The following is a 24,256-nucleotide window of genomic DNA, read 5'->3' as shown; positions in this document are numbered from 1 at the left end:
TAAGATTCCTGCATGCAGTGGAGCCTGCTCCGACCGGTCGGCCTTGTCGCCGCGGCTCTTGTCCTCACCACCGTTGCGGCCAGTGCCGAAGGTGGCAAATCGGCCGGTCCCTCGGAATTCCTGCTGGTGGCCCAGATTGTGCTGTTGATCGCGGTCGGCCGCGGTCTCGGCGAGATCATGCAGCGCCTCGGCCAGCCCTCGGTGATCGGCGAATTGCTCGCCGGCATCCTGCTTGGTCCCTCGCTGTTCGGTTGGGTCTGGCCTGACGCACAGCATGCGATTTTCCCCAAAACGCCCGAGCAGAAGGCGATGATCGACGGCATCGCGCAATTCGGCATCCTGCTGCTGTTGCTGCTGACCGGCATGGAGACCGACCTCAAGCTGGTCAGGAAGGTCGGCAAGGCCGCGATCGCGATCTCGATCGCCGGCATCCTCGTGCCCTTCGCTTGCGGCTTTGCGCTCGGTGAATTCCTGCCGGATGCGCTGTTGCCCAATCCGCAAGCCCGCCTGGTGGCGTCGCTGTTCATGGGCACGGCGCTGTCGATCTCCTCGGTGAAGATCGTCGCGGTGGTCGTCCGTGAGATGAACTTCATGCGCCGCAATGTCGGACAGATCATCGTTGCCACCGCCGTCATCGACGACACCATCGGCTGGATCATCATCGCGGTCATCTTCAGCCTGGCCTCGCACGGTACGCTGGATATCGCCTCGGTGGCGAAAGCCGTGCTCGGCACGCTGGCCTTCCTCGCCATCAGCTTCACCATCGGCCGCCGCCTGGCATTCCAGCTCATTCGGTGGGCCAACGACACTCTCGTCAGCACCGCGCCGGTCATCACGGTGATCCTGCTGATGATGTGCGCCATGGCGCTGATCACGCATCTGATCGGCGTGCATACCGTGCTCGGCGCATTCGTCGCCGGCATTCTGGTCGGAGAGTCCCCGATCCTGACGCGGCAGATCGACGAGCGCCTGCGCGGATTGATCTCGAGCTTCTTCATGCCGGTGTTCTTCGGTCTCGCCGGCTTGAGCGCCGACCTCACGGTGCTGCGCGATCCCCATTTGCTGATGCTCACCGGCCTGCTGGTCGTGATCGCCAGCGTCGGCAAGTTCGGGGGCGCCTTCGTCGGCGGAACCGTGGGCGGGCTGAACACACGGGAGTCGCTGGCACTCGCAAGCGGGATGAACGCGCGCGGCTCGACCGAGGTGATCATCGCCACCATCGGTCTTTCGATCGGCGTGCTCAGCCAGAACCTGTTCACGATGATCGTGACCATGGCGATCGTGACCACGATGGCCATGCCGCCGATGCTGCGCGCGGCGCTGGCGAAGCTGCCGATGAACAAGGAGGAGAGGGAGCGCCTGGAGCGCGAAGAGTTCGAGAGGCGCGGCTTCGTCGCCAATCTCGAACGTCCCTTGCTCGCGGTGGACGAGAGCGTCAATGCCAGCTTCGCCGCCCACATCGCCGGCCTGATCGCCGGCATGCGCGGCCTGCCGATCACCGTGCTGCACATCGGCAAGCGCGCCAAGGAGCAGGAGAAGGGTCGCGACGAAGAGGAAAGCCCCGAAGCGGTGGTGAAGAAAGCCGCCGAAGCGGTATCAGCGAGCGGCGACCAGGATGTCCGCGATGTCGATGTCACGACGCGGGCCCGCAAATCCGGGCTCGGTGAGACGATCGGAGACGAAGCGAAGAAGGGCTTCGATCTTCTTGTCGTCGGCATCGACAAGGTCGCGGCCACCAAGGATCGATTCGACCGGAGGATCGAGGACATCGCAGCGGAGTTCGAAGGACCGCTCGCGATCGTGGCGGCCAAGGGCAAGCACCTGAAGCAGCCGATGCCCGAGGCGCTCAACATCCTCGTTCCGGTCTCCGGCAGCGGCGTCTCCAGGCGCGGCGCCGAGGTCGCGGTCGCGCTGGCGCAGGCGGGATCAGGCTCGCTCCGGGTGATCTATGTCGCGACGACGCGCGACAGGGGCGCGCAGCGCGGCGCCTCGCGTGGTCTGAGCCAGGAGGCCGGCATCCTGAAGGACGCCAGCGATCTCGCCGCCCGCTACGAGGTCGACATCACCGCGACCTTGCGCGCGAACCGGGCGCCTGAAGCGGCGATCCTGCGCGAGATCGAGACCACCGACGTCGATCTCGTGGTGATGGGCGTCGATCGCATCCAGGCCGACCACCTCTCCTTCGGCGGCGTCGCCGACGCCGTGCTCAGGCAGGCGAAGGTCTCGGTGCTCCTGGTCTCGAGCGGCGAGGCGCGGCCGACGTCCACGGAGAAAGCCTAGGACTTCACCTCGGCCACCGCCACCGCCTTCGGCGTCTTCTTCGACGCACGCCAGTTCTCGAATCGCTGCACCACCACGAAGAACGCCGGCACGAACAGCACCGCAAGGCAGGTCGAGGCCAGCATGCCCGAGAACACGGTGATGCCGATCGACTTGCGCGCGCTGGCGCCGGCGCCGGTCGCGATCACCAGCGGCACCACGCCGAGGATGAAGGCGAACGACGTCATCAGGATCGGGCGGAAGCGGGCGCGCGCCGCCTCGATCGCACTTTCCAGCACCGGCTTGCCGTCGCGGCCGTGCAGCTCGAGCCCGACCTCGACGATCAGGATCGCGTTCTTGGCCGACAGCGCGATCAGCAGGATCAGCCCGATCTGGCAATAGAGGTTGTTGTCGATCTTCAGGCCGTTGAGGATCAGCATGGGGCCGAGCAACGACAGCGGCACGGCCAGGATCACCGAGATCGGCGCGTACCAGCTCTCGTATTGGCCGGCGAGCACGAGATAGACCAGCAGCATGGCGAGCCCGAACACCCAGTAGATCTGGTTGGAGACGGCCTTCTCCTGATAGGACATCGCGGTCCATTCGAAGCCCGTGCCCGGCGGCAGCGTCTTGTCCGCGATCTCCTCCATCAGCTTCAGCGATTGGCCGGAGGAATAGCCCTGCGCCGGCAGGCCGATCACGGTCGAGGAGGGATAGAGATTGTAGAGGCTGATCAGCGACGGACCGTTGGCCGGCGTGATCGTGGCGACGGTGCCGATCGGGATCATGTCGCCGTTCGAGTTGCGCACCATCATGTTGGCGATATCGCGCTCGGTGACGCGGAAGGCGGGATCGGCTTGGGTGTAGACCTGGAACACGCGGCCGAACTTGTTGAACTGGTTGACATAGGACGAGCCGAGATAGGTTGAGAGCGCCGCGAACACCTGGTCCGTTGTGACATGCAGCGTCTGGGTCTTGATGCGGTCGATCTCGACATTGAATTGCGGCACGGAGGAGCGGAACGAGGACTGGACGCGCTGCAGCGCGCTCTGGCTCTGGCCGTTGCTGACCATCGCGCCCGTGATGGCCTGGAGCTTGGCGAAATCGCTGTTGCCATCGCGCAGCTCGACCTGCATCGAGAAGCCGGCGGCGTTGCCGATGCCCTGGATCGGCGGTGGCGGCAGCACCAGCGTGCGCGCTTCCATGATGGCCGCGAGCTTGTCGTTCAGCCCGTAGACCAGCGAGCGCAGATCCTCGCCCGGTCCTTTGCGCGCGTCCCAGTCCTTCAGGATGATGTAGGCGACGCCCGCGTTGGCAAGGCTGGCGCTGTTGTCGAGCGCGGAGATGCCGGCAATGGTGATGACCTGCTGGACTCCCGGCGTGTCCTTGATCAGCTCGCTCGCTCTGTCGAGCACTTTCTGGGTCCGCCCCAGCGCGGCGCCGTCGGGCAGTTGCACGGCGGCGATCAGATAGCCCTGGTCCTCGATCGGCAGGAAGCCGGTCGGCACCCGCGACAACCCGTAGCCGCCGATCACGATCAGCACCAGTGCGATCGCGACCGAGATCGTGCTGTTCCTGCACAGCACGCCGATCAGGCGGATGTAGCCGCGCTCGACGCGGTTGTAGACCGCGTTGAAGCCGCGATAGAAGAAGTTGCGCTGCTCCGGCGGCACCGTCGGCCGCAGCCAGAGCGCGCACTGGGTCGGCTTCAGCGTCGCCGCGTTGATGGCGGACAGAAGCGCGGTCGCGGCGATCACCAGCGCGAATTGCGAATAGATGCGGCCGGTGAGCCCGGCGAGGAACGACGCCGGCAAAAACACCGAGATCAACACCAGCGTGATGCCGACGATCGGCGCGAACAGCTGGTCCATCGCCTTGATCGCGGCGTCGTGGCCGTTCATGCCCTGCTCGATGTTGTGAGCCGCGCCTTCGACCACGACGATGGCGTCGTCGACGACGATGCCGATTGCGAGCACGATCGCGAACAAGGTCGACATGTTGATGGTGAAGCCGAGCGCGGCCATGGCGGCGAACGCCCCGATGATGGTCACCGGCACCGTGGTTGCCGGCACCAGCATCGCGCGCCAGTCCTGCAGGAACACCAGGATCACGACCAGCACCAGCAGGCCGGCCTCGATCAGCGTCATGTAGACCTCGTGCACCGAGGCCTGCACGAATTTGGTGGTGTCAAACGGCGTGTCGTACTTCATGCCCTGCGGGAAGGCCTTTGCAAGCTCCGCCATCTTCTTCTCGACGGCCTGCTCGACCTGGAGTGCATTGGCGCCGGGCGACTGGAACACGCCGATGCCGGTGGCCGGCTGCTTGTTGAGCGAGAAGATCTGGCTGTAGGTCTGCGCGCCGAGCTCGACCCAACCGACGTCGCGCACCCGCGTGACGTCGCCGCTGGTGCCCGACTTGACGATGATGTTCTCGAACTCGGTGGTGTCGTCGAGCCTGCCGTTGACGTTGAGTGTATACTGAAACGCCTGACCCGGCGGCGTCGGCGGCGCGCCAACCTGACCGGCGGAGACCTGCTGGCTCTGCTGCTGGATCGCCTGGATGACGTCCTGCGGCACCAGGCCACGGACCTGCAACTTGTTCGGATCGAGCCACACCCGCATCGAATACTGACCGGCGCCGAACACGGTGACGTTGCCGACGCCGGGTAGGCGCGAGAGCTCGTCGCGCAGGTTGATGGTGGCGTAGTTGCTCAGATAAAGGCTGTCGAACGTCTTGTCCGGCGAAGTCAGCGTCACGAACAGCAGGATCGAGGTCGACCGCTTCTGCACGGTGACGCCCTGGTTCTGCACCGACTGCGGCAATTGCGACAGCGCGCTGGAGACGCGGTTCTGCACCAGCACCTGCGCGAAGTTCAGGTCGGTGCCGATCTTGAAGGTCACGGTCAGCGTATAGGTGCCGTCGGAGCCGCTGTAGGACTGCATGTAGAGCATGTCCTCGACGCCGTTGACCTGTTGTTCGATCGGCAAGGCAACCGTGTCGATCACGGTCTTGGCGCTGGCGCCGGGATAGCGCGTGGTGACCTGCACCGTCGGCGGCACCACGTCGGGATATTGCGCGATCGCGAGGTTGAACAGCGCGACGCCGCCGATCAGGATCATCAGCAGTGCGATGACGTTCGAGAGGACCGGCCGCTCGATGAAGAATTTTGAGATCATGGCAGGCGCTCCCTACTTACTTGGCAGACGTCTGCGGCTGCTCGATCTTCGTCACCTGAGGGTCGATCTTCTGGCCCGGAATCACCCGCAGCAGCCCTGCGGTCACCACGCGGTCGTCCGGCTTCAGGCCGCTTTCGATCACGCGCAGGCCGTTGTCGACGGGACCGATCTGCACCTTGCGCTGCTCGACGGTGTCGTCCTTGCCGACCACCAGCAGATAGCGACCGCCCTGATCGCTGCCGAGCGCGGTGTCGGGCACGAGCAGGGCGTCCTTCTCCTGGGTGAAGGGCACGCGAACGCGGACGAAATAGCCGGGCAGCAGCACCCGCTTGTCGTTGGGCACGAGGCCGCGCACAGCGAGCGTGCCGGTCGACGTGTTGATGGTCGGCGCGACATAGTCGAGGTGGCCTTCATGCGGATAGCCAGATTCGGTCTGCAGTCCGATCTGGATCGGGAATTGCTTGAGGTCGGCCGGCGTCAGGCCACGCCGTTGCGCCTCGGCCCGGATTCGCAGCACGTCCTGCTCGTTGACCGTGAAGTTCACCCAGATCGGGTCCATCGCGACGATGGTCGCAAGCTGGGTCGGGGAGGAGACGCCGACCAGCTCGCCGATCGAGACCATATGCGCGCTGACGATGCCGTCGAACGGCGCGCTCACCTTGGTGTAGCCGTAATTGACCTCGGCGAGCCTGGTGTTGGCCTGGGCCTGCTGCAGGTTGGCCTGGGCGTTGTCACGGTTCGATGTCGAAGTGTCCAGGGTCGCCTGCGAGACCGCCTGGCGCTGCACCAGTTCGGCCTGCCGCTTGTAGTCGGCCTCCGCCTGCCGGAGCGAGGCCTGCGCGCCGGCCTCGGCCGCTTGCGCCTGTTCGAGCTTGAGCTTGTAGGTTTCGGGCTCGATCGTGAACAGCTGGGTGCCCTGCTTGACGAAGGTGCCGTCCTGGTAGTCGATCGATTGCAGGAAGCCCTGCACGCGCGCGACGAGATCGACATTCTTGACCGGCGCGGTGTTGCCGGTGGCCTCGACATAGCGCGTCACCGGGCGCTGCACCGGCGTAGCCACGTCCACCTTGGGCGGGGGCGGCGCGACGAAACTGTTCTTGTCCTCGCAGCCGGCGAGCGCGGCGACGGCCATCGCGGCGGCCAGTGCCCGCCCGACATGTCTCCAGGCTCGGTTGCGCCGTGCGGGAGATGCGGGATTCGCGCAGGTCATTCGGTGGCCCCCGGTTACTGTCTGTCGGGGCGGGAGGCTACCAACAAATGCCCGGCCGTGGAACACCATAGCCATGGCAGTCGTCGGCCTTGCACTGCAGATCGCGCTGTGGCCTTTGGCAGTTTTGCCATCACAAACCGCTTTTCATCGCGTGCACGATCGACCAGAATTGAGTCAAGGCCGAGCGACGACGCGCGAAGCAGTCGGGAAGAACAAGAGAAGAATAAAAGAAGAAAAGGTCGGGAGATCATGACATGCCCACGTCTCTTATGTCGGTGCTTGAGTCGGTCCTTGCCGGCCTCGTTCTCGCAGCGGCGGTCGCCATGCCCGCGCTAGCCGATGGTCTGAAGGACGAGATCGCACCGACCGGCAAGCTGCGGGTCGCAATCGCGATCAGCCCGGCGGGCGGCGCGTTCTGGTCCACCAAGACCGAGGCCGGCTATGCCGGCGTTCCCGTCGATCTCGGCAGGGAGATGGCCGCGCAGCTCGGCGTGCCCGTCGAATATGTCGTGCACCAGAATTCCGGCCAGATCACCGATGCCGCCGGCAAAGGCACATGGGACGTCACATGGCTCCCCAAGGACCCCGAGCGCGAGACCAGGATGATGTTCGGCCCGATCTACGAGGTCGCGGACGCCACCTACATTGTCAAGGCCGGTTCGAGCGTCAGTAACTTTGCCACGCTTGACCAGGTGGGCATCAAGGTCGCGGCCGTCAACGCGACCACCACAATGCGCGGCGCGGTCGCGCATTTGAAAAACGCGAAGGTCACGGGCTACCAGACCTATGACGAGATCTTCGGCCTCCTGAAGAGCGGCGAGATCGATGCCTTCGCGCTGTCGCGCGACCAGCTCAACAAGATGGCGCAGAAGATTCCGGGCACGCGCGTGCTCGACGAGACGTTCAAGAAGACCGTCACCGCGGTCGCTGTGCCGCTCGGCCATCCCCAAGCGCTGACCTTCGCCGCCAAGTTCATGAACGAGGCGGTGACGAACGGCACCTTGCGCAAGGCCTATGACAACAACGGCCTGAAGGATTCGCCTATAAGAACCGAGTAGCGGCGGCAGCGCCTCTATGACAAGAGAGATTGAGATTCGCGCCTTCGCGCCGCCTGATGCCGCTGCCGTGCGCGAGCTGTTCATCCGGGTGAATCGTCTATTGGCTCCGACGCATATGGCGGAGGAGTTTGAACGCTATATCGTCCGCTCGCTCGCCGAAGAGATTGATCGGCTCGCGGATTATTATGCAAGCCGGAACGGCGGTTTCTGGGTCGCCGTTGCCGACGGCGAGATCGTCGGCATGTTCGGTTTGGAGGCCTCAGGCGAGCATGCGATGGAGTTGCGGCGCATGTACGTCGCTCCCGGCTTGCGGCGCCAGGGAATTGCGCGAAAGATGCTGGCGTTCGCGGAGGATGAATGCCGCCGGCGAAATCGGCAGCAACTGCAGCTGAGCACGTCGGAGCTTCAGCGGGACGCGCTGGCTCTGTATCGAAACGCGGGATACCGAAGCGTGCGCGAAGAGATTGCCGATGCCGCCAGCAACAAGACCGTGGGTGGTGGCATTCGTCGCTACCATTTCACCAAGCGCCTTTGATGACCCTTCGGAGCGCTGTGGTGCGGCAGGAGTCTACGTCGCCACGAGCGTTGGATTTTGGGCGAGGCCCATGACAACAATCTCACAAAGAACGCGCCGATCTCGTTGGAGTGGGGCAGGCCCAACGGCTCCGCAGTGCGGATGCCCGCGGGCTGGCGCCTCTCACCCTCGTGCCATGCGGCGAGCAAGCTGCCCCTCAGCGCGGCTTGATCTCCGCATATTTCGCCATCGCCTTCTCGAATTTCCGCTTGAACAGCCACATCGCGCCAAGGATTTCCCGGAAGCTCGCCGAGGTGCGCGCCCGGTCGGCCCGTCCGAATGCGAAGATGCTGTTGTTGCGCAGGTGCTTCATGATGGTCGGACTGGACACCCTGTAGTTCAGGAGATCGACGGACTTGAGCGCCGCCCGCGTCGGCGTGGGAATGATCTGGATCAGCTCGAACAGCTTCATCTGGTCGATCGGGTCGGGCAGCGTCTTCACGATCCCCGGGATCTCCCGGAAAATATCTGCATGCGCGTTCATCAGCCCGTCGCGCACGTTGGTCCAGTGATTGAAGCGATGATCGGTGCCGCGGGCCCGCGCCTCCTCCTTGTCGTCGCGCGCGCTCAAGTCGGGATCGGCCGCCGCGATCTCGCCCTTGATGGCCTCCCATTTCCTGCGGCCGTTGCGATCCTCGGACGGGCCGGTCTGGAAGCTGCCCATATAGGTGTTCGAGCGTCCGTTGCGGACGTTCTGCTTGCCGTTGGTCTCGGCGAAGAACAGCCCGAGGCTGATCCGGCCCGCGGCTTCGGCGTGGCCAGGCGCAAGTCCCTTGGCTCGCGCGATCGCGACCGCGAGATCGACCACGTCCTTGAACGGCGTCGCCGAGTCCTGCGCGCCGGCCGGCGGCGCTTCCATGATGTCGAACAGTTTTGCGTATTCGTCGACCAGCGGCTCGATGTCGGCATCGAAATAGGCCGGTGGTATCTCGAACTTGTTGGGCCTGCCGATCCGCGACGGCATGGCATCGGTGAGATCCTTGTAGGTGCTAATCACGGCGACGCGTGCCAGATACAGCGCCTGGCCCGGCAGGTTCGGCAGCGGCTGCTTCGCCTCGATCTGGCGGCGCCGCTCGGAGAGAATGGATTTGAAATCGCCGAGCGCACGCTCGTAGGTCGCAACCGCTTCCGATTGCCTGGCGGTGAGCGTTTGCGCCCGGCTCGGGACGAACGTCGTAAGGAGCAGCCCAAGCGCCCCGATGGCGAGGAGTTGACGTCGTGCAGGCATGGCCAGTTCCCCTAACGATTCGTCGGTCGGGGGATCGTAGCCTAGTCGTTGGCTTCGGGCGGCAGGAAGTCGACCTCGTGCAGCGCCGAGATGCGCACGACCTCGGCCGGGTCGGTCAGGTCATGGAGTTGATTGAACAGCGCCTCCAGTTTCTGCATCGGCGAGACCCAGAACAATGCGCGGGCCGGTTTGTCGGATTTGTTGAAATAGCCGTGCGGGATCCCGCGCGGCAGGCGCACGAGGTCGCCGGCATGGGCCTTCACCCATTTGCCATCGAGCTTTAGGTCGAGCGTGCCTTCCTGCACCAGGATGAATTCGTCCTGGGTCGGATGGATGTGCACCGGCACGAACTGGCCGGGCTCGCTGTTGGTCTCGAACGCGAAGGTGGACTCGGTGACGGCCTTCGGAAAGTAGACCTGGCCGAGGATGTTCCAGGTCTTGCCGCCATAGCCCGTACCGTTCGCGGTGATGCCCTTTTCGAGTGCAGTCATGGCTCGCCTCCAATGGGATTGTAACTGACGTGGAGTGTTGCGCAGCAGCCATGCGCTGTCCATGCGCAAGACTCGCACTAACGCCTGTCGCGTTCAGCCGCCTGCCTGCGCAGAAAGCCTTCGAGATCGGCCTGCACGGAATAGGGCGTCGGGATCGGATCGCCCGCGTCGTCGACGGCGGTGTCGAGAGAGCGGCGCAGCATGCGCGCGAGCTCGGCCTTGCGGTAGGGTTTTGTCAGGAGCGGGGCACCCCTGGTGGCGCGTCCCTGCGCATGCGGGGCGTCGTAGGCATAGCCCGACGTGAATAGCACCCGCAGCGAGGGGCGCGCTGCCACCATCTCGTCGGCGAGCTCTCGTCCATTCAATGTGCCGGCCATCACGATGTCGGTGAAGAGCAGGTCGAAGGGCGTGCCTTCGGCCGAGATGGCGAGTGCCTCGGCCGCATTGGCGGCCGGGATGACCTTGTAGCCGAGGCTTTCGAGCTGGACCGTAACGTACTGGCGGACGTCGCGGTCGTCCTCGACACAGAGGATGGTTTCCGTCCCGCCCACGACCTTGCGCTCGTCATAGCCGGTGGGGCGAAGCGTGCTCGCCTCCGCCTTCGGCAGGTAGATCGTGAAAATGGTGCCGCGTCCTTCTTCGGAAGCGACCTTGATGCCGCCGCCGGACTGCTTGATGAATCCGAATACCATGCTGAGCCCAAGCCCCGTGCCCTTGCCGACGTCCTTGGTCGAGAAGAAGGGATCGAAGATCCGCTCCAGAATGGCCGGCGGAATGCCGGTGCCGGTGTCGGCGATCTCGATCTCGACATAGTCGCCGGCATAGCCGGCTCCGACCGCCACGGCCTCGCGGACGCCGAACACGACGTTGCGCGTCGTCAGCGTCAGTCTGCCGCCGTCCAGCATCGCGTCGCGGGCGTTGATCGCGAGGTTGAGAAGTGCCGAGCTCAATTGGCCGCGGTCGACGAGGGCGAGCCAGACGTTGCCGTCGAGCCGGGTCACGATTTCGATCTTCTTGTCGAAGGTTGCCAGCAGCAGCTTTGCGAGCTCTTCGAGCAGTACGTTGATGTCGCTCTCGGCCGGCTTGAGCGCCTGCTTGCGGGCAAACGACAACAGGCTCGACGTCAGCGCGGCGCCGCGATCGGCGGCGTCGCTGATCAGCTTGGTGATGGTCGCGAGCGGCGGATTGTCCTTCACGGCGTCGGCGAGGATCTCGATCGTGCCCGTGATCACGGTGAGCATGTTGTTGAATTCGTGCGCGATGCCGCCGGTGAGCTGGCCGATCGCTTCCATCTTCTGGGCCTGGATCAGCTGCTCCGCGGCGGCGCGCTTCTGGGTAACGTCCTTGACGAAATTGTTGATGAGAGTGCGCTCCCCGATGCGGAGCGCCGTGCTGGAGGCCTCGATCAGGATCTCGTCGCCGTCCCGGTGCAGCAGGGTCGCTTCGAACCGGATGCCGATCGGCGTATCCGACAATTCCGGCAGCAGCCGCATCATGCGTTGCCTGAAGCCGTCGCGCAGCGGCTCGGCGATGAGGAGGTTGACTACATCGGTGCCGAGTGCCTCCTTGCGCGTCCATCCGGTCAGGGCCTCGGCCTGAAGACTCCATTCCAGCACGATGCCGCTCTGGTCGGTCTGAATGAAGGCGTCGAGCGCGGTCTTGATGACGGCTTGCGTCATCTGTGCGCTGGCCTGCGCCTGCTCGGCCAGTTGCGCGGCGGCACGTTTTTCCTGCGTGTTTTCGATCGCGCGCGTGCACAGACCAGCGAGCAGGACGGCAATGGCGCCGCTTGCTAGCAGGGCGACGATCTGGGCAATGCCGAATCCGGTTCCGGTCGCGGCATAGGAGACAAGGAGAGCCGCCGCGGTCACGATGACCTGCGCGGCCATCGCGAGTGTCAGAAGCCCCCTGAGTTTCATGGTCTCACACCAACGCGTCAGTCGCGGCCCCCCGTGTCCGCCCTGTCAATGTCCGGCTCCACGTCAGCGACAGATGTGAGCTACAGATTCCGCGCGGCGGCGTCGAGGGGCAATTTGCGGTGGTGCCGGGTTGGCGGCGCTTCAACCTGCCGGCGAATCGGTCTGGCGCAGCGTCGTCACCCAGATCACGCGGGCGGTCTGCTGGGTCGGGTTGTCGAACATATGCGGCACGATGCTCGGAAAGCGAAAGCTGTCGCCGGCCTCGAGCAGATGGGCCTGGTTGTCGAGCCACAGCCGCAGGCTCCCCGAGAGGATATAGCCCGCCTTCTCGCCGGTGTGCTGCAGGAAGTCGGTGCCGGACGAGGCGCCGGGATTGAGCGTGAGCTCGTAGAGTTCGAGCTGGCCTTTGTCTGCCGGCGTCAGCGCTTCCTTGACGACTCCGCTGGCGGTGAGCCGCAGCAGGCGCCGGCTGTTCTTGCGCACGATGTAGCGCTGCACGTCGGCGGGATCGGTGGTCTCGAAGAAATAGGAGATAGGAACATCGAGCGCGATGCTGAGCAGGCGCAACGTGCGGATCGACGGCATGGCGCGCGCGCGTTCGAGCTGGCTGATCATGCCGTTGGAGAGGCCGGTCTTGTTGGCGACGTCCTGGATCGACAGGCCCGCACGCTGGCGCAGCAGCCGCACGGTCTCGCCGAGGCGCTGGTCGACCGCATCGTCGGTCTCGATCGCCGGGGCATCCTTCGGATCGTTGATCTCGCCGCGACCATCCATGTCGCTCTCCCATGCATCACCTCAGCCCCGGACAAGGACGGTCCGGAGCATCAGTCGGAGTGAAAAGGTCGCGCATCCTAGCAATGCGATTGACAGCTGTATTTAGTCGTGATGAACTTTTGATAGAAAAATTTAGAAGCACTAAAGCCCACTCCTGTCCCTTTGCCGGGGATCTCGGGGGCGCGGGAGACGGTGCCGCGTGCGAAAACGGAGAGTGGTCATGGCGGACGACACCGGGAAGTTCGGCGTTGGAGCACTGCATCTCGGCAATCCGAATCGCCGTCAGATCTTTCAGCTCGGCGCAGGCGCCGCGGCGGGATGGACGCTTTCGGGCAGCGCATTTGCGCAGACCGAACGCCCGACCAGTCCGCCCGACAAGCCGCGCGGGCAGGTGATCGCGGCGCTGTCGCAGGAGCCGACGGTCTTTCATCCCCTGATGCCGGGTATCGAGGTCGACCAGGGCATCTGGTGGCAGGTGTTCTCGCCGCTCTGGTTCATCGATCCCGATGGCAAGTTCGTTCCCGATCTCGCCCGCGAGGTCCCGACCATCGAGAATGGCGGCCTGTCGGCCGACGGCCTGACCTGGAAGATCAAGCTCCGCAGCGACGTGAAATGGCACGACGGCACGGCGTTCACGGCCGAGGACGTGAAGTTCTCGCTCGAGCTGATCAACAACCCCGATTTCCGCGCGCGCAGCCGGGTCGGCCATAGTCTCGTGAAGGACATCAAGGTCGTCGCGCCCGACGAGATTCACTGGCGCATGGAAGCTCCGTATTCGCCCTACATGTCGATCCTGGGATCGCTGACCTTCATCGTGCCCAAGCACATCCTGGAGAAGGTGACCGATCCGAACGCCTCGCCGTTCCACAATGCGCCTGTCGGCACCGGACCGTTCCGCTGGGGCGAGCGCGTGCCGGGCGACCACATTCAGTTGAATGCCCATACCGGCTATCACGGCAAGGGACCTTACGTTGAGCGCGTGGTGTTCAAGTACATTCCTGACCTCACTGTCCTCTACACCCAGTTCCGCACCGGCCAGGTCGACTACACCGGCCTGCAAGGCATTCTGCCAAACTTCGTGCAGGAGGCGAAGACGCTGAAGGGCCGCAAGATCTTCGTCTCCTCGACGTCGTCGGTGGAGCACATCGCGCCCAATCTGGAGTTCGGCGCGTTGGCGGACCGCACCGTGCGCGAGGCGCTGTATCTCGCGATCAACAAGCAGGCGATCATCGATGCGCTGAACTACGGCTTGCCGACGCAGACCGAAAGCTTCGTGCCGCAACAGGCCTGGTCGTTCCAGCAGGGACTGCCGCAGCACAAATACGATGCGGCCAAGGCCAACACGCTGCTCGATGCGGCCGGTTGGGTCCGCGGCGCCGGTGGGGTGCGCGAGAAGGGCGGCGTCAAGCTCGAATTCGCCAATTCCACGACGTCGGGCAACGCGGTACGCGAGCAGACCCAGCAGTTGCTGATCCAGGACTGGCGCGCGATCGGTGCCGCGATGCGCGTCAACAACATGCCGGCCGCCGTGATCTGGGGCGACTTCTGGCAGCAATCGAAATTCAACTCGGTGATCGTGGGGGTGAATTTCATGCTCGGCAGCGACCCCGACGTGACGCCCCGCTTTGGCTCCGGCGCCATCCCTGCCAAGGGTGGCCGCGGCTACAACACCTATCAGTATCGCAACCCGGAGGCGGATCGGCTTCTCGCCGAAGGTGCCAAGCAGTTCGATCTGGCGCAGCGCAAGACGACCTATGGCAATCTGCAAAAGCTCATCCGCGACGACCTCGCGATCCTGCCGCTGTTCCAGGGCTTCATCGCCGAAGGCGTGAAGGAAGGGCTGCGAGGTTTCCGCCCCAACATCAACATGTCGATCAACTGCTGGAACATCCGCGAATGGTATTGGGCCTAATGGTTCAGGTGCGCGAGATCGCCTGAGATGGCTCGTTACGTCGCCAATCGCCTGGCGCAGGCGATCATGCTGCTGGTGATCGTGTCCGCGATCGGCTTCGCCATCCTGCATCTGGCGCCCGGCGGTCCGCTCTCGCAATTCGCTGCGTCCGCGCAGATGACGCAGGAGGATCTCGATCGCGTCACCAGGCAGCTTGGCCTCGATCGTTCGCTGCCGATCCAGTACCTCGACTGGTTCGGCCGGATGCTGAGCGGCGATTGGGGCCGCTCGTATCGCGACGGCGAGGCGGTGCTGGCGGTGATCTCGTCGCATCTCGGCGCCACGCTGGAGCTGATGGCGACAGCGACCATCATCGCCGTACTGCTTGGCTGCTGGATCGGTGTGCTCGGCGCGCTCCGCCGCTATTCTCTGTTCGATTCGCTCGCAACCGTCGGCGCCATGATCGCGCTGTCGATCCCGACCTTCTGGTTCGGCCTCGTCACCATCTATGTCTTTTCGGTGAAGCTCGGCTGGCTACCGGCCGGCAACCGCGAGACCGTCGGCGACGGCTCCTTCCTCGACCTTCTGCATCATCTGATCGCGCCGGCCCTGGTGCTGGCGCTGGTCGAGACCGCGATGTGGGGCCGCTTCATGCGCTCCTCGATGCTTGAAGTCATCAACCAGGACTACATCCGCACCGCGCGCGCCAAGGGCATGCCGGAATGGCGCATTCTCACCGTGCATGCGCTGCGCAACGCCCTGCTGCCGATGATCACCGTTGCCGGCCTGCAGTTTCCGACGCTGCTCGGCGGCGCGCTGGTCGCCGAAACCGTGTTCACCTGGCCCGGCATGGGGCGCCTGTTTCTCGATTCCATCGGCTATCGCGACTACCCCGTGGTGATGGGCATTTTGATGTTCTCGGCAATGATGGTGCTGATCGGCTCCCTGCTCGCCGACATCCTCTATGCCGTCGTCGATCCCAGGATACGGGTGGGCTAGGCGATGACGAGCGCAGCCCTCTCGACCGTTCAGCTTGCGCCGGGCCAAGCCGCCTGGCGGCGCTTCCGCCGGCACCGGCTCGCGCTCGCTGGCGCCGTGATCATTCTCGTGCTCGTCCTCGGCTCGGCCTTCGGTCCCTATCTGCTGCCGTTCGACGACACCTATATCGACATCATGAAGCGGTTCGCGCCGCCGTTTTCCGGCGCGCACATCCTCGGTACCGACGAACTCGGCCGCGACGTGCTGGCGCGTCTGATGATGGGCGCGCGCGTCTCGCTGTCGATCGGCTTCGTCGCGATGGTGATCGCGATGGCGGGGGGCATCGCCGTCGGCGCCTTCGCCGGCTTCTATGGCGGGGTGGTCGGCGCCGTGCTGATGCGGCTCGTCGACGCCATGCTGTGTTTTCCGACCATTTTCCTGCTGCTTGCGCTCGCGGCGCTCATCGAGCCCGGCTTCGTCACCACCACCGTTCTGATCGCGGCAACCGCCTGGATGTGGGTGGCCCGCGTCGTCGAGGCTCAGGTGCGCTCGCTGCGGGAACGCGAGTTTGCGGTTGCTGCACTCGCGTTCGGCTCGTCGAGCCTGCGGATCATGTTCCGTGAGCTGGTGCCCAATGCGATCGCGCCGATCGTGGTGGCGGCGACGCTGAATGTCGCCAAGGCGATCCTGCTGGAGTCCTATCTCAGCTATCTCGGCTACGGCATCCAGCCGCCGGCCGCGAGCCTCGGCAACATGCTCAACAACGCGCAGATCTATCTTACCAGCGCGCCCTGGCTCGCGATTGCGCCGGGCCTCGCCATCACGCTGGCGGTGACGAGCTTCAATTTTCTCGGCGACGGCCTGCGTGACGCGCTCGATCCGCGAATGAACATCCCATGACAAGCCGACGAGCTTCGATCGAGCTGATTTCCAGGAGTGCCCCATGTCCCCGCCGCTCACCCGTATAAATAGCGACGAACGCCTGCCTCAGCAGGCTGACGTCGTCGTCATCGGCGGCGGCGTCATCGGCGTGTCCGCGGCCTATCATCTCGCGAAGAAGGGTCTCTCCGTCGCCCTGGTCGAGAAGGGCCATGTCGGCGGCGAGCAGTCGAGCCGCAATTGGGGCTGGTGCCGTCAGCAGGGCCGCGCGCGTGAGGAGATCCCGCTGGCCCGCGAGGCGCTGCGCCTGTGGGAAGACATGCAGAACGACGCCGGCGTCGATGCCGGCTTCCGCCGCACCGGCGTGCTGTTCCTGACCAAGAGCAAGGACGAGCTCGCCAGCTGGGAGCGATGGGCCGCAACGGCGCGCGACATGCAGGTTCACTCGACCGTCCTGACGCCCGCCGAGGTGGCCGAGCGTCTGCCCGGCAATTCCGAGACATGGGTGGGCGGCCTGCACACGCCGAGCGACGGGCGCGCCGAGCCCTCGATGGCCGTGCCTGCGCTTGCGACCGCCGCCCGAAAACACGGCGTCACCATTCATCAGGACTGCGCTGCGCGCGGACTGGAGACGCAGGGCGGACGGGTGAGCGCCGTCGTCACCGAGAAGGGCACCATTCGCACGCAATCGGTGCTGCTGTCCGGCGGAGCGTGGTCGTCGCTGTTCTGCCGACGCCACGGCATCGAGCTGCCGATCGGCCTCGTCAACGCCACCGCGTGCCGGACCACGCCGGGGCCGGAGATTACCTCCGGCGCGCTCGGCACCGATTTCTATTGCATCCGCCGCCGGCTCGACGGCGGCTTTACCCTGGCGCTGCGCAACCGCGGTACGGTCGAACTGTCGCCCGATCTGTTCCGCTACGCGCGAACCTTCTGGCCGACCTATCTGCATCGCAAGAACGGGTTGAAACTGTCGTTCGGCAAATCCTTCTTCGACCAGCTCATGCGGGGCACCAGTTGGAGCTTGGACAAGCCGTCGCCGTTCGAGACCGAGCGCGTGCGCGATCCCGCGCCTGACATGTCGCTGGTCAATGCCGCGCTGGCTTCGCTGATCAAGTCGAACCCTGAATTGAAGGATATCGAGATTGCGGAAGCCTGGGGCGGGACGATCGACTGCACGCCGGATACCATTCCGGTGATCTCGCCGGTCGACGCCATGCCCGGCTTCTTTCTCGCCACCGGCTTCTCCGGCCACGGCTTTGGCATCGGTCCTGCGGCCGGCAAGCTCGCCGCCGACATCGTGACGGGCGCGACGCCGCTGGTCGATCCCGCGGCCTACAGCCACAAGCGCCTGATCGACGGCCGCCGGCTCGCGCCGGTCAGCCCGTTCTGAGGGTCTTGCAGCATGACGGTTCTCTACAAGGCCAACATGGTTCGGGGCGCTGAGTGGGCGGGCTTCTTCGCCGAGCGCGCGCCCGATGTTCCGTTTCGGCTCTGGCCCGACATCGGCGATCCCGCTGACGTCCGCTATCTCGTGGCGTGGGTGCCGCCGGACGACATCGCGACGACTTTCCCCAATCTCGAGCTGGTCTTCTCGGTCGGCGCGGGTGTCGATCAGTTCGACGCGTCAAAAGTTCCGCCGCACATTCCCCTGGTGCGCATGCTGGAGCCGGGCATCGCGGAGACGATGGTCGAATACGTCACCATGGCTGTGCTCGCGCTGCATCGCGATCTCCTGCACTTCATTGGCCAGCAGAAGGAACAGGTCTGGCGCGAGATCCGGATCACGCCGGCCAAATGTCGTCGCGTCGGCGTGATGGGGCTCGGCCAGCTCGGCCAGGCCGTGCTCGACCGCTTCAAGGCGTTCGGCTTTCCGCTTCTCGGCTGGAATCGCTCGCCGCGCGAGATCGACGGCGTCACCTGTTATGCGGGCATGGAGACGTTGCCGGATTTCCTTGCGCAGACCGACATTCTCGTCTGCCTGCTGCCTCTGACCGATGAGACCCGCCGCATCCTGGATGCGGATCTGTTCGCGCACCTGCCGCGCGGCGCGTCGCTCGTCAACGTCGGGCGTGGCCCGCATCTGGTCGAAGCCGACTTTCTCGCGGCGCTCGACAGCGGCGCGTTGTCGGGTGCTGTCCTCGATGTCGCCGAGCCGGAGCCGCTGCCTGCGGGCCACCCTTTCTGGAGCCACCCACGCATCCTGGTCACGCCGCATAATGCCAGCATGACGACGCCGGATGCGGCGGTCGATTTCGTGCTGGACGTGATCGCACGCCACCGTCGCGGTGAAGTGCTGCCGGGGCGTGTCGACCGTACTCGTGGCTATTAGGACACCGGCATGAGCATGGGCGCAAGCGGAGCTGATCAAGTCGCTGCCAACGCGCCGTCGCCGGTGCTGTCGGTCTCAGGCCTGACGACGTCCTTCCTCCGCGAACGGCAATGGAGTCCCGTCGTCCGCGACGTGTCGTTCGATATTGCCTCGGGGGAAACCGTGGCGATCGTTGGCGAGTCCGGTTCGGGCAAGAGCGTCACCGCGCTCTCGATCATGCGGCTCATTCCGAAGGAGAACGGCCGCGTCGAAGGCAGCGTCCGGCTTGCCGGCCGCGACCTGCTGACGCTGCCCGAAGCGAGCATGACGGATGTTCGTGGCAACGACATCGCCATGATCTTCCAGGAGCCGATGACGAGCCTCAATCCGGTGCTGACCATCGGCTTCCAGATTGCGGAAGCACTGATCCAGCACCGCGGCCTGTCGCGCGCGGCGGCGGAGGCCGAGACCATCCGCTTGCTCGATCGCGTTCGCATCCCCGCGGCAAAATCGCGCTTCCACGAGCATCCGCATCGTTTCTCCGGCGGCATGCGCCAGCGCGTGATGATCGCGATGGCGCTGGCCTGCAAGCCGAAGCTGCTGATCGCGGACGAGCCGACCACTGCGCTCGACGTCACCATTCAGGCGCAGATCCTGGAGCTGTTGAAGGAGCTCCAGAACGAGGAGGGGATGTCGATCCTCTTCATCACCCACGACATGGGCGTGGTGGCGGAGATCGCGGATCGCACCGTGGTGATGTATGGCGGCCATGCGGTGGAGACCGACGGTACCTCGAGTATCTTTGCTTCACCGTCGCATCCCTATACCCGCTCGCTGCTCGCCGCCGTGCCGCGGCTCGGCTCGATGGACGGGCGGACGCGGCCGATGCGGTTTCCGATCGTCGACAAGGTAACGGGCACCGCGGACGAGCCGACCGAGACGCCCGATACGGTCTCGATTGCCGAGCGACCGCTGCTTGAAGTCTCCAACCTCACGACGCGCTTCCCAATCCGCTCGGGCTTGTTCGGCAAGGTCTCCGGCCGCGTCCATGCGGTCGAGAACATCTCCTTCACCTTGCGCGCCGGCGAGACGCTGGCGCTGGTCGGCGAATCCGGCTGCGGCAAGTCGACGACGGGCCGCTCCATTCTCAAGCTGACGGAGCCGGACAGCGGCACCGTTCTGATCGACGGGCAGGATGTGCTGGCGATGAATGCCCGCACCTTGCGTGACTTTCGCAAGCAGATGCAGATCGTGTTCCAGGATCCGTTCGCGAGCCTCAACCCGCGCATGTCGGTGGGAACGGCGATTGCGGCCCCGTTGCTCGCCAACGGGCTCGCCACCGCGTCGCAGGCGCGGGAGAAGGTCGCCGATTTGCTCGTTCGCGTTGGTCTCACTGACGATATGGCCGCGCGCTTTCCGCACGAATTTTCCGGCGGCCAGCGTCAACGCATCTGCATTGCCCGCGCGCTTGCACTCGGACCGAAGCTGATCGTCGCGGACGAAGCGGTCTCGGCACTTGACGTCTCGGTCAAGGCGCAGGTCGTCAATCTGATGCTGGATCTTCAGGCCAGCATGGGACTTGCCTATCTTTTCATTTCCCATGATATCGCGGTGGTCGAGCGCATGAGCCATCGCGTCGCGGTGATGTATCTCGGCGAGATCGTCGAGACCGGTCCGCGCGCGGCCTTGTTCGGGAATCCGCAGCATCCCTATACGAAGAAGCTGATGGCGGCCGTGCCGGTGCCCGATCCAGCGCGCCGCGGCACCAGGCGCGAGGTAGCGAACGACGAGATCAGAAGCCCGGTGCGCGCGCCCGACTACCAGCCGCCCGTGCGCCAATATCGCGAGGTGTCGCCGGGCCACGTCGTCCAGGTCTGGGGCGAGGAATGGTCCGCCTGACGTGCGCAGGCCGCAAATCATTTCCGAAATGCACGATGAAGTCGCGCAGCAATCTGTCTGGCAGGTCAACGGTGTTGTCCTTCGCCATGCCGGGCCGGTGACATCACGCTGAAATCACAATGAAATCATCGCGTCGCGGCCCGCTGCACCCGCCCGCCGCGACGGCTTCGTGTTATGCGCTGCAGCTGGACCGTCGGCCGGCGATCTCCGATAATGCGCGGATCTCGGGAGGGCCGGCGAAGACGTGCCTTCGGATGGATTTGCTAGAATGACACAAGCAGGCGTCTACGGGCAGAGGCTCGGGCAGGGCCTTCGCTCGAAGCAAGCACCGGTCCTGATCACGCGTTCGCTGCACAGCGCCGAGCTCGCGGTTACCGAAGTCCGCAACGACGATCCGACACCGGATATTTCCGGCTCGCTGGCGGCGGAAGATGCCTATCTCCTCAGCCTGAAACTCCGCGACTATCCGGATTGCGAATGCTGGGAGGAGGGCCGCTGTGTCACCAAAGCGGATGTTCGCGCAGGTGCGACCTATCTGTACGACCTCAAGCGCGATCCGCGCTATGTGATCGACAAGCCGTTTCACTCGCTCTTCTTCTATTTGCCGCGCTCGGCGCTCAACAGCGTTGCCAGGCAACCGGGCGGGCCGCGCGTTGGCGAGCTCAGCTACGAGCCCGGTGTCGGTCATGACGACGAAGTCGTTCGACATGTCGGCGCCTCGTTGCAGCACGGACTGCGTCGGCCCGACGAGACCAACCAGCTTTTCGTCGATCACATGATGCTCGCGCTCACCGCCCATGTCGCCCAGACCTATGGTGGGCTGAAGCCAGCCGCAGAACCGAGCCGCGGCGGTCTCGCGCCATGGCAGGTGAAGCGTGCGTGTGACCGGCTCGATTCCGATCTCTCGGGCAAGATCGCGCTACAGCTGATCGCGACCGAGCTTGGCCTGTCGGTCAGCCACTTCTCACGCGCATTCCGGATCTCCACCGGCCTGCCGCCGCATCAATGGCTGCTCCAGCAGCGCGTGAAGGCGGCCAAGCAACTCATGACAGTCCGCGACCTGCCGTTGTCCGAGATTGCCATCTCGGCCGGATTTGCCAATCAGAGCCATTTCACCCGCGTGTTCTCGTCCATCGTCGGTGTCAGTCCGGGCGCGTGGCGCCGCGAAACGGATGGCGGACGGGACAAGACTTGAATTTACCGGCGCTTCGACAGCGAGATTGTGTAGGCCGTGCGGCGCGCCGCAAAGATCTCGTCCGGCGGATGGCCGATGCCGTCGGCAAGATTGGCGGGATTGAAGATGGAGCCGTCGCAGGCCTCGTTGGCCTCGAGGCTGGTGATGACGATCGTCCCCAGCCGCACCTGCTCACGGTTGTCCTCGTCCGGCCATCGCAGGGTCACGTCCATGGTGGGATCGCCGGGACGGTCGAGCAAGGCCATCACGTTGAAGCGGACATCGCCGGCTGCGATTCCCCGCGCGAGATCGTCATGGAGGAAATCGGCCGACTTCGTCCTGGCTTCGTCCTCGCTCAAGGTGACGTCGCCGCCGACAGGCGCGACCTTGAACTTGATGAAGCGGGTCTCGTCCTTCGCGTTCGTCGCGGGAAAGGCGTGCACGCCCCAATAGGTCGTGCCGGCAAAGCTGCCGGGCAGCCGGCGTGCCGCGAGGTAGTTCGCCTGGTTCAGTGTTTCAGGATTGTCCGCGGAAAAGGCCCGGACCTTCTCGATGTCAGGCTTGCCGTCCGCGCCCGGAATGCGCGCCTCGAGGAAGGCGAGCATCTGGTCGAGCGTCCGTGCAAAATGCACCGGAGCGGTTTCCGTCAGGATGTCCGAGCGATGGGCGTCGTCGCCAAGCCTGAAGCTGAAGCCGCGCAGCACGAGGTTGTCGGTGTCGGTCACCCCGGAATTGCCGCCGCCGACGGAGAAGCGCGCGAGCACACGCGAGGGCTTGGTGAAGCTCAGCGATCGCGTAACCTCTGCCGCGCGGTCGGACGGGGCGTAGGTTCCGCGCACACATCGCCCCTTAGCGAAGCTCGCGCGCACCTTCGGCGGATTGCCTGCGACCGCCTTCAATGCCTCGACGACCGCGGCGGGTGTTGCAGCTGGGGTGGGAAGTTCGGATATGGCTTGGCCTCCGGGGCGAGCGGCATGGCCAGGTTTTAGGTCTGGTGCAGCGCCAGCGTCTTTCCCAAAGCAGCGCTGCCTTGTCCAATCCTGCTGAAAGAAATTTGGCGCGGCTTCAGGAGTTCACGTGCACGAAATCCCGCAGCAGCGGATAGATTTCGTTATTCCAGCGCTTGCCCGAGAACACGCCGTAATGGCCGACGCCGGCCTGCATGTGGTGCACACGGCGATAGGCGCGCACGCCGGTGCAGAGGTCTTGCGCGGCCAGCGTCTGGCCGATCGAGCAGATGTCGTCCTTCTCGCCCTCGACCGTCATCAGCCCCATGCGGCTGACGGCCTTGGTGTTCACCGGACGTCCCCGATGCATCAGCTTGCCCTGGGGCAGAAGGTGCTCCTGGAACACGTCGCGCACGGTCTCGATATAGAATTCCGCGGGCAGGTCCATCACGGCGAAATATTCGTCGTAGAAGGTCTTGATGCTGGCCGCCTTCTCCTTCTCGCCCTTGGCGATGTGATCGGCGAGATCGATATGCTGCTTGATGTGGCGCTCGAGATTCATCGAGACGAAGGCGGTGAGCTGCACGAAGCCGGGATAGACTTTCCGCAAGGCACCGCGGCACTGCATCGGCACGTAGTTGATCAGGTTCTGCTCGAACCAGTCGATCGGCCTGCTCTTGGCGAATTCGTTGACTCTGGTCGGCTGGATGCGCGTGTCGATCGGGCCGGCCATCAGCGTCAACGTCGCCGGCCGCGAAGGATGGTTGCCCTCGCACATGATCGCGGCGGCCGCGAGTGCAGAGACCGAGGGCTGGCAGATCGCGACCATGTGCGGGCGCGGGCCCAGTTGGCCGAGGAAGTCGATCAGATGCTCTGTGTAGTCGTCGAGCCCGAAACGGCCCTCGCTGCGGGGAATGTCGCGCGGATTGTGCCAGTCGGTGATGTAGACGTCGTGATCCTGCAGCAGCGTCTTCACGGTGCCGCGTAGCAGCGTCGCGAAATGGCCGGACATCGGCGCCACCAGCAGCATGCGCGGCTGTTCGCCCACGCCTTCCTTCTTGAAGCGCAGCAGCGAGCCGAACGGAGTCGCATAAGCGATCTCCTCGGTCACGGCGACCTCGCGATTGCCGACCATGACGCTGTCGATGCCGTAGGCGGGGCGGTGGTAGGTGAGGGTGGAGCGGGAGATCAGCTCCAGCGCGGCCGACAGCCGGCCGACGACCTGATCCGATAAGCCCTGCGGCACCAGATTGAGGAATTTGAGCGCGGACGAAGCCCCCGACCGCCACGGCGCCGTCAGGTCCATATGGTTCTGAAAGGCCTGATAATACATCGACATCATACTGAAACGCCCACCTGTCCCCGTGCTGTTATGCAATATCGGAGCCAAACCGGAGATGGGCCGCCCTCAAGATTGGCACGTCGCTTGCTGCTCTTTTCGCGGGAAGCACAGGCGGTGCGCACTCGGCAGTCCGGGCGGGTGCAAGT

At 64.8% G+C, this 24,256-nt stretch carries 19 protein-coding genes; 11 read left to right on the top strand and 8 right to left on the bottom strand.

Translation table 11 applies throughout. The annotated features are described in order from the left end of the window. Window positions 1-12 precede the first annotated feature (12 nt). Complete coding sequence (locus AC0L21_RS17385) at window positions 13-2,280, top strand: cation:proton antiporter domain-containing protein (RefSeq protein WP_473263037.1); 2,268 nt, start codon at window positions 13-15, stop codon at window positions 2,278-2,280. Here the strand turns inward: AC0L21_RS17385 and AC0L21_RS17380 are convergent. Together AC0L21_RS17380 and AC0L21_RS17375 are read right to left on the bottom strand one after the other, a co-directional pair. Beyond that, entirely contained in the window at window positions 2,277-5,435 is a 3,159-nt protein-coding gene (locus AC0L21_RS17380) for an efflux RND transporter permease subunit (protein WP_473263036.1), read from the bottom strand. The genes AC0L21_RS17385 and AC0L21_RS17380 overlap by 4 nt on opposite strands. Before the next feature lie 16 nt (window positions 5,436-5,451). Further along, window positions 5,452-6,645: an efflux RND transporter periplasmic adaptor subunit gene (locus tag AC0L21_RS17375; RefSeq protein ID WP_473263035.1), complete on the bottom strand. Its 1,194-nt coding sequence runs from the start codon at window positions 6,643-6,645 to the stop codon at window positions 5,452-5,454. Between the two features lie 73 nt (window positions 6,646-6,718). On the opposite strand from AC0L21_RS17375, the gene AC0L21_RS17370 reads away from it, so the two are divergent. Genes AC0L21_RS17370 through AC0L21_RS17360 form a run of 3 tightly spaced genes read left to right on the top strand, consistent with a single transcriptional unit; the run spans window position 6,719 to window position 8,238 of the window. Beyond that, entirely contained in the window at window positions 6,719-6,898 is a 180-nt protein-coding gene (locus tag AC0L21_RS17370; RefSeq protein WP_473263034.1) for a hypothetical protein, read from the top strand. A 1-nt stretch (window position 6,899) separates the two neighbouring features. Continuing rightward, window positions 6,900-7,703: an ABC transporter substrate-binding protein gene (locus tag AC0L21_RS17365; RefSeq protein ID WP_473263033.1), complete on the top strand. Its 804-nt coding sequence runs from the start codon at window positions 6,900-6,902 to the stop codon at window positions 7,701-7,703. A 16-nt stretch (window positions 7,704-7,719) separates the two neighbouring features. Next, on the top strand, window positions 7,720-8,238 hold the full coding sequence (locus AC0L21_RS17360) for a GNAT family N-acetyltransferase (protein ID WP_473263031.1): 519 nt from the start codon (window positions 7,720-7,722) through the stop codon (window positions 8,236-8,238). Window positions 8,239-8,434: 196 nt separating this feature from the next. Here the strand turns inward: AC0L21_RS17360 and AC0L21_RS17355 are convergent, their stop codons facing one another. The 4 genes from AC0L21_RS17355 to AC0L21_RS17340 form a co-directional block, all read right to left on the bottom strand. After that, on the bottom strand, window positions 8,435-9,505 hold the full coding sequence (locus AC0L21_RS17355) for a hypothetical protein (protein ID WP_473263030.1): 1,071 nt from the start codon (window positions 9,503-9,505) through the stop codon (window positions 8,435-8,437). A gap of 41 nt (window positions 9,506-9,546) precedes the next feature. Next, the gene (locus AC0L21_RS17350; RefSeq protein ID WP_473263029.1) at window positions 9,547-9,996 is read right to left on the bottom strand and encodes a cupin domain-containing protein; all 450 of its coding nucleotides are present in this window, start codon (window positions 9,994-9,996) and stop codon (window positions 9,547-9,549) included. Between the two features lie 77 nt (window positions 9,997-10,073). Beyond that, on the bottom strand, window positions 10,074-11,915 hold the full coding sequence (locus tag AC0L21_RS17345) for an ATP-binding protein (protein WP_473263028.1): 1,842 nt from the start codon (window positions 11,913-11,915) through the stop codon (window positions 10,074-10,076). Window positions 11,916-12,056: 141 nt separating this feature from the next. Then, window positions 12,057-12,689: a cupin domain-containing protein gene (locus AC0L21_RS17340; protein ID WP_473263027.1), complete on the bottom strand. Its 633-nt coding sequence runs from the start codon at window positions 12,687-12,689 to the stop codon at window positions 12,057-12,059. A gap of 220 nt (window positions 12,690-12,909) precedes the next feature. On the opposite strand from AC0L21_RS17340, the gene AC0L21_RS17335 reads away from it, so the two are divergent. From AC0L21_RS17335 to AC0L21_RS17305, 7 genes are all read left to right on the top strand, one after another. Next, the gene (locus tag AC0L21_RS17335) at window positions 12,910-14,601 is read left to right on the top strand and encodes a peptide ABC transporter substrate-binding protein (protein WP_473263026.1); all 1,692 of its coding nucleotides are present in this window, start codon (window positions 12,910-12,912) and stop codon (window positions 14,599-14,601) included. A 27-nt stretch (window positions 14,602-14,628) separates the two neighbouring features. Then, complete coding sequence (locus AC0L21_RS17330; protein WP_473263025.1) at window positions 14,629-15,579, top strand: ABC transporter permease; 951 nt, start codon at window positions 14,629-14,631, stop codon at window positions 15,577-15,579. Between the two features lie 3 nt (window positions 15,580-15,582). Further along, window positions 15,583-16,458, top strand: a complete 876-nt coding sequence (locus AC0L21_RS17325) for an ABC transporter permease (RefSeq protein ID WP_473263023.1) — start codon at window positions 15,583-15,585, stop codon at window positions 16,456-16,458. Window positions 16,459-16,501: 43 nt separating this feature from the next. Then, window positions 16,502-17,830, top strand: a complete 1,329-nt coding sequence (locus AC0L21_RS17320) for an NAD(P)/FAD-dependent oxidoreductase (RefSeq protein ID WP_473263022.1) — start codon at window positions 16,502-16,504, stop codon at window positions 17,828-17,830. Between the two features lie 12 nt (window positions 17,831-17,842). After that, the gene (locus tag AC0L21_RS17315; protein ID WP_473263021.1) at window positions 17,843-18,769 is read left to right on the top strand and encodes a 2-hydroxyacid dehydrogenase; all 927 of its coding nucleotides are present in this window, start codon (window positions 17,843-17,845) and stop codon (window positions 18,767-18,769) included. A gap of 9 nt (window positions 18,770-18,778) precedes the next feature. Further along, window positions 18,779-20,647, top strand: coding sequence for an ABC transporter ATP-binding protein (locus AC0L21_RS17310; protein WP_473263019.1), 1,869 nt, complete (start codon window positions 18,779-18,781; stop codon window positions 20,645-20,647). A gap of 268 nt (window positions 20,648-20,915) precedes the next feature. Then, window positions 20,916-21,842, top strand: coding sequence for a helix-turn-helix domain-containing protein (locus AC0L21_RS17305; protein WP_085361471.1), 927 nt, complete (start codon window positions 20,916-20,918; stop codon window positions 21,840-21,842). Window positions 21,843-21,844: 2 nt separating this feature from the next. Here the strand turns inward: AC0L21_RS17305 and AC0L21_RS17300 are convergent, their stop codons facing one another. After that, window positions 21,845-22,771 (bottom strand): catalase family peroxidase, encoded by a 927-nt coding sequence (locus tag AC0L21_RS17300; RefSeq protein WP_473263060.1) that lies wholly within the window; start codon window positions 22,769-22,771, stop codon window positions 21,845-21,847. Between the two features lie 115 nt (window positions 22,772-22,886). Beyond that, window positions 22,887-24,110 (bottom strand): polyhydroxyalkanoate depolymerase, encoded by a 1,224-nt coding sequence (locus tag AC0L21_RS17295; protein ID WP_084777503.1) that lies wholly within the window; start codon window positions 24,108-24,110, stop codon window positions 22,887-22,889. Window positions 24,111-24,256: the final 146 nt, after the last annotated feature.

Source organism: Bradyrhizobium sp. WSM4873, assembly GCF_055811355.1.
The sequence above is the reverse complement of the archived record's forward strand: the minus strand, read 5'-3'. Positions and strand labels throughout refer to the sequence as shown.